This window comes from Geodermatophilus sp. SYSU D00705 (genome assembly GCF_054050135.1).
Genome location: NZ_JBJGYT010000001.1, coordinates 199,428 through 214,913 on the forward strand (window position 1 = coordinate 199,428; position 15,486 = coordinate 214,913).

Genomic DNA, 15,486 nt, shown 5'->3' on the forward strand with positions numbered 1-15,486 from the left:
TCAGCGCCGCGGGCTGAGCTCCGCGGCCAGCGTCACGACCTCCCCGACCACCCAGACCGCGGGCGGGCGGATGCCCTCGTCGGCCAGCGTGCGGGCCAGCCCGGCCAGTGTGGTGCGCACCGTCCGCTGCGTGGGGGTCGACCCGTCGGCGACGACGGCCACCGGGGTGTCGGGGGCGCGGCCGTGCTCGACGAGGGCCGCGGCGATGGCCGGGGCGGTGTCGACGCCCATGAGCACGACCAGGGTGCCCTGCAGCCGGGCCAGCGCCGTCCAGTCGGTCAGCGACGACGGGTGCCCCGGGGGCACGTGCCCGGAGACGACGACGAACTCGTGGGTGAGCCCGCGGTGGGTCACCGGGATGCCGGCCAGCGCCGGGACCCCGATCGCCGAGGTCACCCCGGGCACCACCTCGACCGGCACGCCCGCGGCCGCGCACGCCGCCAGCTCCTCCATCCCGCGGCCGAAGACGAACGGGTCCCCGCCCTTGAGCCGCACCACCCGCTTCCCGGCCCGCGCGTGCTCCACCAGCAGCGCGTTGATCTGCTCCTGCGCCATGTACCGGCCGCGGGGCAGCTTGGAGGCGTCGATGACCTCGACGTCCGGCGGCAGCGAGGCCAGCAGCGACTGCGGCGCCAGGTGGTCGGCCACCACGACGTCGGCCTGCGAGACCGCCTGCTGGCCGCGGACGGTGATCAGCCCCGGGTCGCCGGGCCCGCCGCCGACGAGGACGACGGTGCCGGGGCGCCCCTGCGGGGTGGCGCGGGCGGCGCGGTCGCGGATGCTGCCGTCGGTGAGCCCGGCGACCACCGCGTCGCGGACGCCGACCGCCCGCTGCGGGTCACCACCGCCGTGGACGCCGACGACGAGGTCGCCCTGCCGGCCGACGGCGGGGGTCCAGACGCTGGACGCGGCGCGGTCGTCGGCGCGCGCGCAGAACAGCCGGGCCCGCTCGGCCTCCTCGGCGACGGCGGCGTTGACCGCGGGGTCGTCGGTGGCGGCGACCGCGTACCAGGCGCCGTCGAGGTCGCCGTGCTGGTAGCCGCGGCGCACCCAGGTCACCGCCCCGGGGCCGACCAGGGCCTCCAGGGCCGGGGTGACCTCCGGGCTGACGACGGTGACCAGCGCGCGGGCCTCCAGCAGCCCGGCCACGCGGCGGTGGGCGACCTGGCCCCCGCCGACGACGACCACCCGCCGGTCCAGCAGCCGCAGCCCGACCGGGTAGACGACCCCGCTGGCGGGGTCGACCGGTGTGGCGTTCATGCGTCCTTCCCGGTGACGCCGGCGGAGTCGAACGTGGCGACGTCGCGCAGCGCCCGGGCCGCGCTCGCGACCAGCGGCAGCGCCAGCAGCGCGCCGGTGCCCTCGCCGAGCCGCAGGTCCAGGCCCAGCAGCGGGCGCAGGCCCAGGGCGCGCAGCGCGAGGCCGTGCCCCGGCTCGGCGGAGGTGTGCCCCGCCAGCGCGTGCTCCAGGGCGGTCGGGCACAGCGCCGCGGCGACGAGCGCGGCGGACCCCGCGATGACCCCGTCGAGCAGCACGGGCACGCGGGCCGCCGCGGCGCCCAGGACGAAGCCGGCCAGCGCGGCGTGCTCCAGACCGCCCACCTCGGCCAGGGCGGCCAGCGCCGCCTCCGGCGTGGTGGGCCGCTCGGGGACGCGGGCCACCGCACGGGTGACCACCTCGACCTTGCGGGCCAGAGTGCGGTCGTCGACGCCGGTGCCGCGGCCGGTGGCCTCGGCGGGGCTCGCGCCGGTGAAGGCGCAGACCAGCGCCGCGGACGCGGTGGTGTTGGTGATCCCCATGTCGCCGGTGACGAGGCTGGCGTGGTCGGCGGCGAGCGCGGTCGCCACCTCGATGCCGGCCTCGACCGCGCGGCGCGCCTCGTCGACGGTCATCGCCGGGCCGGTGGCGAGGTCGGCGGTGCCGGGGCGCACCGTGCGCGCGAGCAGCGCGGGGCCGGGCTCGACCGCGTACGAGGTGGCCACCCCGACGTCCACCACGACGACGTCGGCGCCGAGCTGCGCGGCGAACGCGTTGACCACCGCGCCGCCGCGGGCGAGGTTGGCCACCATCTGCGCGGTGACCTCCTGCGGCCACGGCGTGACCCCCTGGGCGTGCACCCCGTGGTCCGCGGCGAACACCGCGACCGCGGCGGGCACCGGCAGCGGCGGGGGGCAGGCGCCCGCGGTGCCCGACAGCTGCGCGGCGACGTCCTCCAGGACGCCCAGCGAGCCCGGCGGCTTGGTCATCCGGTCCAGCCGGTCCCGGGCGGCGCGCTCGGCCTCGGCGTCGCGGGGGGCGACCGCGGCGATCGTGTCCCCCAGCAGGGTGCCGGCGAACGGGGTCGGGTCGGTGCTCAGCGGATCTCCTCGGGCTGGCGGGGCTGGCCCCGCGGCGTCGGTGGCGCGGGAGGGATCCCCTCCAGGATCGCAGCGAGGTCCGCGGTGAACGCACGCGAGGTCGCCGGGTCGCGGACGGCGACCCGCAGGTGGTCGGCGGACAGGCCCGGGAAGGTGTCCCCGCGGCGCACCGCCCAGCCCCGTTGCCGCAGCTCCGACCGCACCTGCTCCCCGCCGGGCACCCGCAGCAGCACGAACGACGACCGCGGCGTGCCGAGCACCTCCACCCCGGGCGGCAGGGCCTGCAGCAGCACCTCCCGGTGATCGATGAGGTGGTGCGCCGCGGCGGTCGCCTCCGCCCGGGCCGTGGGCGTGGTGCAGGCGGTGAGCGCGGCCAGCGCGGGGGAGGAGACCGGCCAGTGCGGCTGGTGCGCGGCGAGCGCGGCCACCAGGTCCGGAGACCCCAGCGCGTAGCCGACCCGCAGCCCGGCCAGCCCCCACGTCTTGGTCAGGCTGCGCACCACGAGCAGCCCCGGCAGGTCGCGGCGGCCGGCCAGCGAGGCGGGCTCCCCGGGCACGGTGTCGGCGAACGCCTCGTCGACCAGCAGCACACGCCCGGGCCGCGCCAGCGCGGCGACGTCGTCCCGCGGGTGCAGCACCGAGGTGGGGTTGGTCGGGTTGCCGAGGACGACCAGGTCGGCGTCCTCCGGCACGGCGGCCGGGTCGAGCCGGTACCGCGGAGCCGCCAGGAGCAGCCGCTGGACCGGGTGGCCGGCGGCCCGCAGCGCCGCCTCCGGCTCGGTGAACGACGGGTGGACGACGACCGCGCGCCGCGGTCGCAGGGCCCGCGCCACCAGCGTGAACACCTCGGCGGCGCCCGCGGCGAGCAGCACCTCCGCGGAGGGGCGGCCGTGCGCGGCGGCGACCGCGGCACGGGCCGGGCCGGCGTCCGGGTAGGCGGCGGCGTCCTCCAGCGCGGCCTGCAGGACGGCGCGCAGCCACGGCGGCGGGGTGCCCGCACGGACGTTGACGGCGAGGTCGGTCAGGCCGGGCGCGAGCTCGGCGTCCCCGTGGTGCTGCAGGTCGGTCATGCGGCCACCGCCACGGTCACCCTCCCGACCACCGTCCGGCCCACCAGCAGGGTGCCGCCGCCGAGCAGCGCCGCGGCCTCCGCGACCGACGCCGTCCCCACCGCGGCCGCCACCCGCGGGGACGGGGCGGGGACGGGGACGGCGGCCAGCGCGGCCGCCGGGTGCCCGGTCAGCGGCCAGCCGCGGGCGGCCGCGGCGGCCCGCATCCCCGGCTCCGCGGCGCGCGCGTCGAGCGTGGCCAGCCGGACGCCGTCGGCCCCGGCCGGCAGGACGGCGTCCACCGCGGCCAGCACCTCCGCCGCGCTCACCCCCGGCCGCGCCCCCACCCCGACGATCACGGGGCCACCCCCTCGGGGAGTGCGGCGAGCAGCTCGTCGGCGTCCCGCGGCAGGGCGCCGTCGGGCAGCAGGCCCAGCGTCCGCAGGCGGGCGCCGACGGCCAGCGCCCACGGGCGGTCCAGGCGGGCCCGGGCGAGCAGCGCGTCGTCGGCGAGCAGCTCCGTGGGCGCGCCCTGCACCACGGTGCGGTCGACGACGACGGCCACGTCGTCGGCCCAGCGCAGCGCGAGGTCCACGTCGTGGGTGCTCATGACGACGGTGGAGCCGGCGGCGCCCAGCCGCTCCAGCGCCCGCAGCGCCTCGGTGACCGCCGAGGGGTCCAGCCCCGCGGTCGGCTCGTCGAGCAGCAGCACGCAGGGCCGCATCGCCACCGCGCCGGCGATGGCCACCCGCTTGCGCTCGCCGTAGGAGAGCTGGTGGGTCGGGCGCCCGGCCAGGCCGGTCACGCCCAGCAGGTCGAGGGCCTCGGCGACACGGGCCCGGACGGCGTCCTCCGGCAGGCCCAGGTTGAGCGGGCCGAAGGAGACGTCCTGGGCGACCGAGGCGCTGAACAGCTGGTCGTCGGGGTCCTGCAGGACCAGCTGCACCTCCTGCCGGTGCGCCCGCAGCCCGCGGCGGGTGTACCGCAGCCGCTCCCCGTCGAGCGCGACCGTGCCGGCGGTGGGCTCGAGGGCGCCGGACAGGCAGCGCAGCAGCGTGGTCTTGCCGGACCCGTTGGCGCCCAGCAGCGCCAGGCGCCGTCCGGCGGGGACGGTGAGGGCGGCGCCGTCGAGCACCCGCCGGCCCCGCTCGTAGCCGGCGACCAGGCCCTCGGCGGTCAGCGTGCGGTGGCTCACGCGAGCAGCCCCACGGCCACCAGCGCCGCCAGCCCGGCGGCGGTCGTGGCGAGGAACGGCCGGGACGACGGCAGCGCCTCGGGCAGCACCTGCAGCCCGGTCTCCATCCCGCGACCGGCCAGGCCCTCCTGCAGCCGGCGGGCGCGGTCCCAGGAGCGGGTGAGGACGGCGGCCGCGAGCACCGCCGAGGAGCGGTAGGAGCGGCGCACCGACGAGTGACCCATGCGGGCGGTCTGCGCCTCGCGGACGGCGGTCAGGCTGGTCAGCAGCACGAACAGCAGCCGGTAGGTGACCGCGGCGACCTCCACGACCGCGGCCGGCACCCGCAGGCGGCGCAGCGCCGGCAGCAGGTCCGACACCGGCGTGGTGGTGGCCAGCAGGAGCACCGCGGCGCTGCCGGCCAGCGCGTGCCCGGCCAGCGCGCCGGCCCGCGCCGCGGCGTCGGGCGCCCAGCCCAGCCCAGCGTCGCCGACGGAGACCACCGAGGTCAGGGCGCCGACGGCGACGAAGCCCAGCGGCCAGCGCACCACGCGGCCGAACGTGCGGGCGGGGACCCGGGCGGGACCGAGGGCGAGGACGACGGCGGTGAGGCCGACCAGGAGGCTGCCCGGCCACGCCGGCAGGACCAGCGCGCAGACCACCAGCCCGAGCGACAGCAGCAGCTTGTCGCCGGGGGCCCGGCGGCGCCAGGCGCTGGCCCAGGCGGCGTCGTCGATCGCCAGGGAGCTCACGGGCGCGGTGCCTCCGGCGCGTCGGCCCGGGCGGCCTCGACCGCGGGGGTGCTCGTCGCCGCCCCGGCCGCGGGGCTGCTCGTCGCCGCCCCGGCCGCCGCGAGGGCCTCCCGCAGGGCCCGCCGGTTGCGCAGCCGGCCCAGCACGTAGCCGAGCACCCCGGCGCCCGCGGCGGCCTGCAGGGCGAACAGCCCGGACTCGACCTCCGCGGAGCCGGCGGAGAACACCGAGTCGAACCACGGCGTGTAGCCGGACTCCTCGATCAGCTCGGTGGCCTGCCCGTCCGTGCCGCCGAACTCGGCGCTGCCCGCGTGCAGCAGCAGCGGGACGGCGACGAGCACGACGACGCCCAGGACGAGCAGGGCGGTGACCAGGTGGCGGCGGTTCATCGCGCGCCCTCCTCGTCGACCGCGGCCGCCGGGCGGGGGAGGACCCCCAGCCGTTGCAGCTCCGGGCGGGCGTTGACCGTGAGCACCCGGAACAGCAGCACCCCGACCAGGCCCTCGGCCAGCGCCAGCGGCACCTGGGTGACGGCGAAGACGCCGAGGAACTTCGCGGCGGCGCCGGCGAAGCCGCTCTGCGCGTCGGGGAAGGCCAGCGCCAGCTGCAGCGACGTCGTCACGTAGGTGGCGAGGTCGGCCACCGCCATGCCGGCGAAGACCCCCGGCAGCAGCCCACCGCCCAGCCGGCGGGTCAGCCGGTAGGCGCCGTAACCGGCCCACGGGCCGACCACCGCCATCGAGAAGGCGTTGGCGCCCAGCGTCGTGAGCCCGCCGTGGGCCAGCAGCAGGGCCTGGAACAGCAGGACGACGGTGCCCAGCAGGGCCATCACGGGTGGTCGGAACAGGATCGCGCCCAGCCCCGTGCCGGTCGGGTGGCTCGAGCTCCCGGTGACCGACGGCAGCTTGATCGCGCTGAGCACGAAGGTGAACGCCCCCGCGGCGCCGAGCAGCAGGGTCGACTCCGGGTTCTCGCGCACCTCCTTGACCACCGCCCGCGCGCCGTGGACGACGAAGGGGGCGGCGGCCACCGTCCAGCCGATCGCGTGCGCCGGTGGCAGGAAACCCTCAGCGATGTGCACGTCGCGCCCCCTCTGAGACGGTCGCCGCGCAGGCGGCCACGAAACGCCCGGCCACGGCCGGGGACCCGGCCCAGTTCAGGTGCAGGTAGCTCGCGTGCACGCCGCCGGAGACGAAGCCCTCCGGAGCGGCGCCCGCCCACCGCCAGGCCGGCGCCGCGCCCGCGGCCGGGGTCGCGACGGTGCGGTGGAACTCGTGCCCGCGCACCCGGGTGCCCGCCGGGGCCAGCACGGAGTCGGTGAGCGCCACCGCGGCGCGGTAGCCGAGGGTCAGCCCCGGGGTCATCGCCGCGTCGGTGTCCAGGACGCCGCACATCGGCAGCCCGTCGAGGCTGCGGGCCAGGTACAGCAGCCCGGCGCACTCGGCGGCGACCGGTCCTCCGCGGGCGGCGAGCGCGGCGACGTCGTCCCGCAGCGCGGTGTTGGCCGACAGGTCCGCGGCGTGCACCTCGGGGAAGCCGCCCCCGACCACCAGCCCCGCGGTGCCCGCCGGCAGCCGCTCGTCGCGCAGGGGGTCGACGGTCACCACCTCGGCGCCGGCGGCGGCGAGGAGCTCGGCGTTCTCCGCGTACCCGAAGGTGAAGGCCGCGCCACCGGCGACGGCGATCCGCGGCCGGCCGGGCACCGGGGCGACCTCCGCGGCGGGGTCCCACGGGTCGGCGTCCAGCGGCGGGGCCGACCGCGCCAGGCGCAGCACGGCGTCCAGGTCGACGGCCGCGGCGACCGCCTCGCCCAGCGCGCCGACCGTGGCCAGGGCCTCCGCCGAGCGCTCGGCCGCCGGAACCAGGCCGAGGTGCCGGGACGGCGTGGCCAGCGCGTCCAGCCGACGGATCGCCCCGAGCACCGGTACCCCGGAGGCGCCGAGTGCGTCGCGCAGGATCTGCTCGTGCCGGTCGCTGCCGACCCGGTTGAGCACCACGCCGCCCAGGCGCACCGTCGGGTCGAACGTGGCGAACCCGTGCACCAGCGCGGCGACGGACTGCGCCTGCGCCGAGGCGTCGACGACGAGCACGACCGGTGCCCGCAGCAGCCGGGCGACGTGCGCGGTGGAGGCGAACCCCGGCTCGACCGAGGGGTGGGTGGCGCCGTCGAACAGGCCCATGACCCCCTCGACCACGGCCACGTCGGCTCCGCGCGCCCCGTACAGGAACAGCGGCACCACCCGTTCCTCGCCGACCAGCACCGGGTCGAGGTTGCGGCCGGGGCGGCCGGCGGCGAGGGCGTGGTAGCCGGGGTCGATGTAGTCGGGGCCGACCTTGTGCGGCGAGACCGACAGGCCGCGGGCGGTGAGGGCGGCGGCGAGGCCCGTGGCGACCGACGTCTTGCCGGAGTTGCTGGCCGGCGCGGCGACGACGACGCGAGCGAGGCTCACCACTCGATCCCCCGCTGGCCCTTCTGGCCGGCGTCCATCGGGTGCTTGACCTTGGTCATCTCCACGACCAGGTCGGCGGCCTCGACCAGCGCCGCCGGGGCGTTCCGCCCGGTCACCACCACGTGCTGGGTGCCGGGGCGCTCGCGCAGCGTCCGCACCACGTCGTCGACGTCCACCCAGCCCCACGCCAGCGGGTAGGTGAACTCGTCGAGCACGTAGAACCGGTGCGCCTCGGCGGCGAGGTCGCGCTTGATCTGCGCCCAGCCCTCGGCGGCGTCGGCGGCGTGGTCGACCTCGGTGCCCTGCCGGCGCGACCAGCTCCAGCCCGAGCCCATCTTGTGCCAGACCACCGGGCCGCCCTCGCCGGTCTGCTCGTGCAGCCGGCCCAGCGCGGTGAGCGCGTTCTCCTCGCCCACCTTCCACTTGGCGCTCTTGACGAACTGGTAGACCGCGATCGGCCAGCCCTGGTTCCACGCCCGCATCGCCATGCCGAACGCGGCGGTGGACTTGCCCTTCATCTCCCCGGTGTGGACGACGAGCAGCGGCCGGTTGCGCCGCTGGCGGGTGGTCAGCCCGTCGTCCGGGGTGACTGCGACCTGCCCCTGCGGCATCAGGCGGCCCTCGCCGTCCGGACCGTGGCCGCCAGCGAGTCGGCGGCCAGCTCCTCCAGCCGCAGCGTCGTCGCGCCCAGGTGGGCCCCCAGCTCCGCGGCCAGGCCCAGCCGCACCGGGCCGGACTCGCAGTCGACGACGACCGACGCCGTCCCGGTCGCCGCCAGCAGGCCGGCGGCGGCGTGCGCGTCGGCGACGTGCGCGCCGCCCCGCGCACCGGTGGCCCGGCCGTCGGTGACGACGACGAGCAGCGGCCGGCGCTGCGGATCGCGCACCCGCTCCACCCGCAGCGTCTCGGAGGCCCGCAGCAGACCCGCCGCCAGCGGGGTCCGCCCGCCGGTGGGCAGCTCCCGCAGCCGCGCGGCCGCGGCCTCCACCGACCAGGTGGGCGGCAGCGCCAGCTCGGCGCCGGAGCCGCGGAAGGTGACCAGACCGACCTTGTCCCGCCGCTGGTAGGCGTCCAACAGCAGCGACAGGACGGCGCCCTTGACCGCGGCCATCCGCGAGCGCGAGCCCATCGAGCCGCTGGCGTCGACGCAGAAGAGGACCAGGTTGCCCTCGCGGCCCTCGAGGGTGGCCTGGCGGAGATCGCCGCGCCGGACCCGCAGCCCGGGCCCGGTGCGGCCGCGGGCGGCCTGGTGCGGTGCGGCGGCGAGGACGGTGGCGGGCAGGTGCAGCCGCGTGACGGTGCCGGGCGGGCGGGTCGAGCCGACCACCCGGCCGCGCTCGGCGCGGGCCCTGGACCGCCGGCCGGCCGCGCCCGCGCCGATGCCGGGCACCTCCAGCCGGCGGGTGCGGAACGGGTCGCCCGGCGCGACGGCGGCCCGCTCGGGCGCCGGCGCGCCGTCCGTCTGCCCGCCCTCCGTCTGCCCGCCCTCCGTCTGCCCGCCCTCCGTCTGTCCGCCGTCCGTGCGCTCGCGGGCATCCGGCGCGGGCGGGGGCGCGGGGCCGTCACCGGGCGGGCCGCCGTCGTCGTCGGGGCCGTCGTCCTCGGGCTCCTCGGGGCGGGCGTCCTCGAGCGCCTGGTCCAGCGTCGACTCGTCCAGCCCCGGGGCGTCGAACGGGTTGCGCCGCCGGCGGTGGGGGAGGGCCAGCCGGGCGGCGACCCGGACGTCGTCCTCGGTGACCTCGTCGCGGCCGCACCAGGCGGCGTGGGCGATGGCGGCGCGTGCGGTGACGAGGTCCGCGCGCAGGCCGTCGACGTCGAACGCCGCGCACACGGCGGTCACCTGACGCAGCGCGTCGTCGGAGAGGACGACGTGCGGCAGGCGGGCGCGGGCGTCGGCGATGCGGGCCGCCAGCGCGGACTCCTCGGCGGCCCACTGCGCGGTGAACCCGGCGGGATCGGCGTCGAAGGCGAACCGGCGGCGCACCACCTCGGCCCGCTCGTCGGGGTCACGGGGGGCGGCGACCTCCACGGTGAGGCCGAACCGGTCGAGCAGCTGCGGGCGCAGCTCGCCCTCCTCGGGGTTCATCGTGCCGACCAGCAGGAACCGCGAGGCGTGCCGCACCGAGACGCCCTCGCGCTCGACGTAGGCGGTGCCCATCGCCGCGGCGTCCAGGAGCAGGTCGACCAGGTGGTCGTGCAGCAGGTTGACCTCGTCCACGTACAGCACGCCGCGGTGCGCCGCGGCGAGCAGCCCGGGCTCGAAGGCCTTCACGCCCTCGGTCAGCGCCCGCTCCAGGTCCAGGGAGCCGACGACGCGGTCCTCCGACGCCCCGACCGGCAGCTCGACCAGCCGGGCCGGGCGGGTCTGCGCCGGGGCGGCGGTGTCGTGCGGCCCGTCGGGGCACGCCGGGTCCGGCGCGGCGGGGTCGCAGGCGAACCGGCAGCCGGCGACGACGTCCACCGGCGGGAGGACGGCGGCCAGCGCGCGCACCGCCGTCGACTTCGCCGTGCCCTTCTCACCCCGGACCAGCACACCGCCGACGGCCGGGGAGACGGCGTTGAGCAGGAGGGCCAGCCGCATGTCGGCCATGCCGACGACAGCGCCGAAGGGATAGGTCATGCGGGTCGACCGCGCATGGCACGCGTCCTCTCCCCGGGTGTCCACGCCCGGAGGTGGCAGGGACGACGGCGGGAGTCTCCTGGCTGCCGGATCGTCGTCCGTCCCCGACCTTCCCGTCCCCGGGGGGACAGTGGCCGAGCGTGGGGACGGACTCCCCGGTCACAGTGGCGGGACCGCGCCGGAATCTCACCGGGCTTCCTCCACTGCCGTCGCGTGTGGCCGCGTCATCAGACCACGACGCCCGGGCGCGCCGACACCCCCGGGTGTCGTGACGGATCGGGAACCGACGGTCCGCGCTCTCCGGCGTGGAGGCACCGAGGTCGACGGTGGCCGCCTTCGGCGCGCACGTCGCCCCGCTGCGCCGCATCGCCGGCGTCTGGGAGGACCCCGTCCTCCCCGCCCTTCGCAGGCTCGGGGCGGGCCCCGGGACGGGGCCGCGGCGGCCAGGAGGCAGAGTGACCCACGTGGGGGGCTCGGGGCGGATCGCGTGGCTGGTGGACGCGGCCCTCGTCGTGGCCGGTGCGCTCGCGGCCACCGTCGTCCTCGACGCGCTCGACCTGCCCTCGCCGTCCCTGTTCGGCGGACTGCTCGCCGGCCTGGTCCGCGGCCTGACCGTCAGCCGGCGGCTCACCGTCCCTCGCCCGGGCGTGACCGCCGCGCAGGCGCTGATCGGCGTCTCCGTCGGCGCGCTGGTCGACCTGGACACCCTGGCCGCGATCGGGCGGGACTGGCTGCCGGTCCTGCTGGTCACCGTCGCCACGCTGGCGCTGACCGTGGTCGCCGGCCTGCTCATGCGCCTGCAGCCGGGGATCAGCCCGGTGACCGGCGCCTTCGCGATGATCGCCGGCGGTGCGTCGGGCATCACCGCGATGTCCCGGGAGCTGGGCGCCGACGACCGGATGGTCGCGGTCCTGCAGTACCTGCGGGTGCTGATCATCGTCGTCCTCATGCCGGTGGCGGCCACGGCGGTGTTCGGCGCCGAGCCCGGGTCCGGCGGGACGCTCGCCGGGGAGGGCGGCCCGGGCTGGCCCGCCGGGCTGCTGTTCTCGGTGGTCTGCGTGGCCGTGGGCCTGCCGCTGGCCCGGCTGCTGCGGATCCCGGTGCCCGCCCTGCTCGGCCCGATGCTCGTCGCGGCCGCCCTCGACCTCAGCGGCCTGGCCAGGGGCGCGCAGGTGCCCGCCGCGCTGGAGCTGGCGGCGTTCCTGGTCATCGGCCTGATGGTGGGCCTGAACTTCACCCGCGCGAGCCTGCGCACCATCGGGCGGGCGCTGCCGCTGGCGCTGGTGATCATCCTGGGCCTCATCGCCGCCTGCGCGGGCCTGGGCGCGGTGCTCACCGTCACCACGGGCGCCAGCGCGCTGGACGCCTACCTGGCCACGACCCCGGGCGGGCTCTACGCGGTGCTGGCCACCGCCCGGGACGGCGGCGCGGACGCCACCTTCGTGCTCGCCGTCCAGGTGCTGCGGCTGTTCGTGATGTTGCTGTCGGCGCCGTTGCTGGCCCGGTGGCTGCGCCGCACGGGGAATCCCGGTGACGCGAACGGTGGTTGACCGTTCAACGGACGACCGCAGGGAGTGGCAGTGGAGCTCGGGGTCTACACGTTCGGCGACGTCCTCCGGGACCCGCACACCGGGACGACGATCAGTCCCGAGCAGCGGCTGGCTGACCTGCTGGAGGAGATCGAGCTCGCCGACCAGGTGGGGCTCGACGTCTTCGGCGTCGGTGAGCACCACCGGCCCGACTACGCGGTCAGCTCCCCGGCGACGGTGCTGGCCGCGGCGGCCGTCCGGACGTCGCGCATCCGCCTGACCAGCGCGGTCACGGTGCTCTCCTCGGAGGACCCGGTCCGGGTGTTCCAGCAGTTCGCCACCGTCGACCTGCTCTCGCACGGGCGTGCGGAGGTCATGGCCGGGCGTGGGTCGTTCATCGAGTCCTTCCCGCTGTTCGGGTACGACCTCGACGACTACGACGAGCTGTTCGCCGAGAAGCTGGACCTGCTGCTCGCGCTGCGCGACGCGCCGCGGGTGACCTGGTCCGGGCGGCACCGGGCGGCGCTGGTCGACCAGCCGGTCTTCCCACGGCCGGTGCAGGACCCCCTGCCGGTGTGGGTGGCCGTGGGCGGCAACCCGCAGTCCGTCGTCCGGGCCGGGGCGCTGGGCCTGCCGCTGGCGCTGGCGATCATCGGCGGCGAGCCGGCCCGGTTCGCGCCGCTGGCCCAGCTGCACCGGCGGGCGGCCGCGCAGTACGGGCACGGGCCGCTGCCGGTCTCGATCAACTCCCACGGCTTCGTCGCTGACACCTCGCAGGCCGCGGCCGACAGCTTCTACGACACCTACGCCGAGGTCATGACCCAGCTGGGGCGCGAGCGCGGCTGGGGGCCCATGACCCGGCCGGACTTCGACGCGCTCGCCGGCCTGCACGGCGCGGTCGTCGTCGGCAGCCCGCAGCAGGTGGCGGAGAAGATCCTGTTCCAGCACGAGTTGTTCGGTCACGACCGCTTCCTCATGCAGTCCTCGCTGGGGGCCGCGCCGCACCGCGAGGTGCTGCGGTCGATCGAGCTGCTCGGCACCGAGGTGGCCCCGATCGTGCGTGCGGAGCTGGCCTCCCGCGCGAAGGCGTCGGCCTGATCACCCGTCCAGGGGCCCCCTTCCCCGCCCGGACGCGCCTACCCTCGACCGGGGCGTCAGGGAGGTGAGGGAGCTGTCCGAGGAGACGACGGGCACGGAGGACGCCGTGCTGCTGTTCGTGGGTGGCCCGCTGGACGGGCGGGTCGAGGTCCGTGAGGCGCGGCACGGTGAGCCGCTGCCGACCATCACCCACGTGCACCTCCACGGCGGCCCCAAGGTGGTGCACCGCTACGACCTGACGACGCTGCACGGCTCGGCCGGCGTCTACACCGTGCGACCCAGGCAGTCGGTCCGCGACGAGTCCGTCGCCGACTGACCTCCCATCCGTCACCTCGCGACGCTGACGGGCGGCACTGCCGCCGGCGACGCGCGGGTGCCACGGTCGCCGGGTGACGATCCCGCTGCTCGCCCTGCACGTCGCCGCCGGGACGGCGGGTCTGGTGCTGGGCCCTCTCTGGCTCGGCGCCCGGGCGCGGGGTGCGCGGGCCGCGTTCGCCGCCTGGGGCTACCAGCTGGCCGTCGCGGGCGTCGCGCTCACCGGAGCCGTCCTCGCGCTCGCGGCGCCCGGGCTCGCCTGGCTGCTTCCGGTGGCGGTGGGCACGGAGTCGCTGGCCGTGGCCGGTGCGCTGGCCCGTCGGCAGGGCTGGCGGTCGTGGCGGACGCTCCAGCCGCATCTGCTCGGTGGGTCCTACGTCGCGCTGGTGACCGGGCTGCTGATCGGGTCGACCGGCAACCCGGTGTGGTGGGTGCTGCCCGCGCTGGTCGGGCAGGTGCCCATCGCGATGGCCAAGCGTCGGCTGCACGCCGCGGGTCACGTGGTGGCCGCCTGACCCGTCACGGGCGCCGCAGCACGAAGCCGGCGTAGCCGAACTCGGTGGCGTGCCTGCGCCGCACGTCGATCTCGACCCGGGCTGCCGCCAGGACCGCGGCCGTCTGCCCGTCCGGCTGGGGCCAGGCGTCGATCGCCGCCTCGAGCGGATCGTGGTACTCCTCGGCCCAGTCGGAGTCGGGCAGCAGGTGTGTGGCGAGGACGTCGTAGCCGGCGGCCCCTGCCGCGGCGACGGTGGCCGCGACGTCCCGCATCGCCGGGTACGCGGCCCAGAACGCGGCGGCCTCCGGGGACGGGGTGTCCGTCGTCCAGACCGCGTCGGTGAGCACGAGGACACCGCCGGGGGAGAGCAGCCGCCGCCACGTGGACATCGCCGCGTCGACGCCCATGAGATAGGCCGCTCCCTCGCACCACAGCAGGTCGAAGGCGCCGTCGGGGTGGGGGAGCGCACCCATCGAGGCCCGCTCGACCGCGATCCGGTTCGTCAGGCCGGCGTCGGCGGCCGCCTGCCGGGCCCGCCTCAGGAAGGGCTCGTGCAGGTCGACGGCGGTGACCCGGACACCGGCCGCGGCCAGCACGAGCGACGCCCGCCCCGGGCCGCAGCCGATGTCGAGCGCCCTCGGCTCCGCCGGCAGGGGCCCGGCGAGGCCGAGCAGGTGCCGGGTGGTCGCGTCGGATCCCACGCCCTCGCGCGGGAGGTCGCTGTGCAGCGCCCAGAAGACCTCCACGTCGTCCATCCCGGGCAGCGTGCCGCGGCCACCGCAGTGCGGTCGAGCGGATTCCGGGCGTGTGCTCATGCGGGCGGTGAGCAGGGGTGGGCCGATGTGGATCTCGGTGCCGTCGGGTGCTTGCGGGGTGCCGCCCACTCACGACTCGCGTCCGGCGCCGGAGCGACGTCAGCTGCGGTGCAGCGTGCGGACCGCGGCGACCGTCTCGTCGAACTGACGCCGGCCGAGCGCGGCGCCGATCCGGCGCGCGGCATCCGGCGGCACGAGCAGGAGCCGGTCCAGCCGCGCCTCGCTGGGGCGGCGCTGGGGGTCCCAGGCCCCGGAGCCGACGTCGATCCACCGCCGGCCGAAACGCGCCTCGTCCGCGGCGTCGCGGTCGTGGTCCTGGCTGGAGAGCATCAGGCCGACGAGGTCCGAGCCCCGCCGGCCGATGACCAGCACGGGCCGGTCCTTGCCGCGGCCGTCGCCCTCGTCGAAGGGCACCCACGCCCACACCACCTCGCCGGGGTCGGGCAGGGCGTCGTCGTGCGGGGAGTAGCCGAGGTCGACGCCGGCGAGCGTCCCGGGGAGGTCGCGCACCCCGTCGGACACCTCGGACGCCGGGGCGGGAGCCGGCGTCCGGCGGGCACGGCGGACCCCCGGCCGGGCCGTTCGCGGAGCCGGCCGGAGCGCCGCCCGGACGGCCGGCCGCAGCGCGGCCCGGAGGCCCTCGGCGAGGCGTCGGCCGAACCCGGATCCGGTCATGAACGGCACCGTACGGAACCGCGGACGGGCGCCGGCACGCGGCCGTCAGCGCGACGTTCGTGAACCTCGTGTGTCACGTGTGACACATCGGCACCAATCGGTCACCGGAAGGATTCGACCTGCCGATGGAGGGGCACCATGGCCTCACGGGGCGGG

17 protein-coding genes and 1 riboswitch are annotated in these 15,486 nt (G+C 77.6%); of the genes, 4 read left to right on the forward strand and 13 right to left on the reverse strand.

Annotated features, from left to right (window positions below):
• From cobA to ACI78Q_RS00925, 11 genes are read right to left on the reverse strand one after another with little or no spacing between them, the layout of a single operon-like run.
• Complete coding sequence (gene cobA / locus ACI78Q_RS00875) at nucleotides 1-1,260, reverse strand: uroporphyrinogen-III C-methyltransferase (RefSeq protein WP_456921409.1); 1,260 nt, start codon at nucleotides 1,258-1,260, stop codon at nucleotides 1-3.
• Nucleotides 1,257-2,357 carry a nicotinate-nucleotide--dimethylbenzimidazole phosphoribosyltransferase gene (gene cobT, locus ACI78Q_RS00880; RefSeq protein ID WP_456921522.1) on the reverse strand — a complete coding sequence of 367 codons (1,101 nt, stop codon included), beginning with the start codon at nucleotides 2,355-2,357 and terminating at the stop codon, nucleotides 1,257-1,259. The genes cobA and cobT overlap by 4 nt, the downstream gene beginning before the upstream one ends.
• The gene (gene cobC, locus ACI78Q_RS00885; protein WP_456921410.1) at nucleotides 2,354-3,427 is read right to left on the reverse strand and encodes an Rv2231c family pyridoxal phosphate-dependent protein CobC; all 1,074 of its coding nucleotides are present in this window, start codon (nucleotides 3,425-3,427) and stop codon (nucleotides 2,354-2,356) included. Before cobC ends, cobT begins: the two co-directional genes overlap by 4 nt.
• Nucleotides 3,424-3,765, reverse strand: coding sequence for a cobalamin biosynthesis protein (locus ACI78Q_RS00890; RefSeq protein WP_456921411.1), 342 nt, complete (start codon nucleotides 3,763-3,765; stop codon nucleotides 3,424-3,426). The genes cobC and ACI78Q_RS00890 overlap by 4 nt, the downstream gene beginning before the upstream one ends.
• Nucleotides 3,762-4,601: an energy-coupling factor ABC transporter ATP-binding protein gene (locus tag ACI78Q_RS00895; RefSeq protein WP_456921412.1), complete on the reverse strand. Its 840-nt coding sequence runs from the start codon at nucleotides 4,599-4,601 to the stop codon at nucleotides 3,762-3,764. The genes ACI78Q_RS00890 and ACI78Q_RS00895 overlap by 4 nt, the downstream gene beginning before the upstream one ends.
• Nucleotides 4,598-5,332, reverse strand: a complete 735-nt coding sequence (gene cbiQ, locus ACI78Q_RS00900) for a cobalt ECF transporter T component CbiQ (RefSeq protein WP_456921413.1) — start codon at nucleotides 5,330-5,332, stop codon at nucleotides 4,598-4,600. Before cbiQ ends, ACI78Q_RS00895 begins: the two co-directional genes overlap by 4 nt.
• The gene (locus ACI78Q_RS00905; RefSeq protein WP_456921415.1) at nucleotides 5,329-5,721 is read right to left on the reverse strand and encodes an energy-coupling factor ABC transporter substrate-binding protein; all 393 of its coding nucleotides are present in this window, start codon (nucleotides 5,719-5,721) and stop codon (nucleotides 5,329-5,331) included. Before ACI78Q_RS00905 ends, cbiQ begins: the two co-directional genes overlap by 4 nt.
• Nucleotides 5,718-6,413, reverse strand: a complete 696-nt coding sequence (locus ACI78Q_RS00910; protein WP_456921416.1) for an energy-coupling factor ABC transporter permease — start codon at nucleotides 6,411-6,413, stop codon at nucleotides 5,718-5,720. Before ACI78Q_RS00910 ends, ACI78Q_RS00905 begins: the two co-directional genes overlap by 4 nt.
• Entirely contained in the window at nucleotides 6,400-7,782 is a 1,383-nt protein-coding gene (locus ACI78Q_RS00915) for a cobyrinate a,c-diamide synthase (RefSeq protein ID WP_456921417.1), read from the reverse strand. The genes ACI78Q_RS00910 and ACI78Q_RS00915 overlap by 14 nt, the downstream gene beginning before the upstream one ends.
• Nucleotides 7,779-8,393, reverse strand: a complete 615-nt coding sequence (cobO, locus tag ACI78Q_RS00920; RefSeq protein ID WP_456921418.1) for a cob(I)yrinic acid a,c-diamide adenosyltransferase — start codon at nucleotides 8,391-8,393, stop codon at nucleotides 7,779-7,781. The genes ACI78Q_RS00915 and cobO overlap by 4 nt, the downstream gene beginning before the upstream one ends.
• A complete protein-coding gene (locus ACI78Q_RS00925) occupies nucleotides 8,393-10,402 on the reverse strand; it encodes a putative cobaltochelatase (RefSeq protein WP_456921419.1) in 2,010 nt (669 codons plus the stop codon). Before ACI78Q_RS00925 ends, cobO begins: the two co-directional genes overlap by 1 nt.
• 73 nt (nucleotides 10,403-10,475) lie before the next feature.
• Nucleotides 10,476-10,602, reverse strand: a riboswitch (cobalamin riboswitch).
• Nucleotides 10,603-10,857: 255 nt separating this feature from the next.
• Between ACI78Q_RS00925 and ACI78Q_RS00930 the strand changes: the two genes are divergently transcribed.
• The 4 genes from ACI78Q_RS00930 to ACI78Q_RS00945 all read left to right on the forward strand — a co-directional run bounded on the left by ACI78Q_RS00930 (nucleotide 10,858) and on the right by ACI78Q_RS00945 (nucleotide 13,859).
• Complete coding sequence (locus ACI78Q_RS00930; RefSeq protein WP_456921420.1) at nucleotides 10,858-11,952, forward strand: AbrB family transcriptional regulator; 1,095 nt, start codon at nucleotides 10,858-10,860, stop codon at nucleotides 11,950-11,952.
• Between the two features lie 30 nt (nucleotides 11,953-11,982).
• The gene (locus ACI78Q_RS00935) at nucleotides 11,983-13,029 is read left to right on the forward strand and encodes an LLM class flavin-dependent oxidoreductase (protein ID WP_456921421.1); all 1,047 of its coding nucleotides are present in this window, start codon (nucleotides 11,983-11,985) and stop codon (nucleotides 13,027-13,029) included.
• Nucleotides 13,030-13,093: 64 nt separating this feature from the next.
• Entirely contained in the window at nucleotides 13,094-13,345 is a 252-nt protein-coding gene (locus ACI78Q_RS00940; RefSeq protein WP_456921422.1) for a hypothetical protein, read from the forward strand.
• A gap of 73 nt (nucleotides 13,346-13,418) precedes the next feature.
• Nucleotides 13,419-13,859, forward strand: a complete 441-nt coding sequence (locus ACI78Q_RS00945) for a hypothetical protein (protein ID WP_456921423.1) — start codon at nucleotides 13,419-13,421, stop codon at nucleotides 13,857-13,859.
• A gap of 4 nt (nucleotides 13,860-13,863) precedes the next feature.
• On the opposite strand, the gene ACI78Q_RS00950 is transcribed toward ACI78Q_RS00945, so the two are convergent.
• A complete protein-coding gene (locus ACI78Q_RS00950; RefSeq protein ID WP_456921424.1) occupies nucleotides 13,864-14,595 on the reverse strand; it encodes a class I SAM-dependent methyltransferase in 732 nt (243 codons plus the stop codon).
• A 159-nt stretch (nucleotides 14,596-14,754) separates the two neighbouring features.
• Complete coding sequence (locus ACI78Q_RS00955) at nucleotides 14,755-15,330, reverse strand: type II toxin-antitoxin system PemK/MazF family toxin (RefSeq protein WP_456921425.1); 576 nt, start codon at nucleotides 15,328-15,330, stop codon at nucleotides 14,755-14,757.
• Nucleotides 15,331-15,486: the final 156 nt, after the last annotated feature.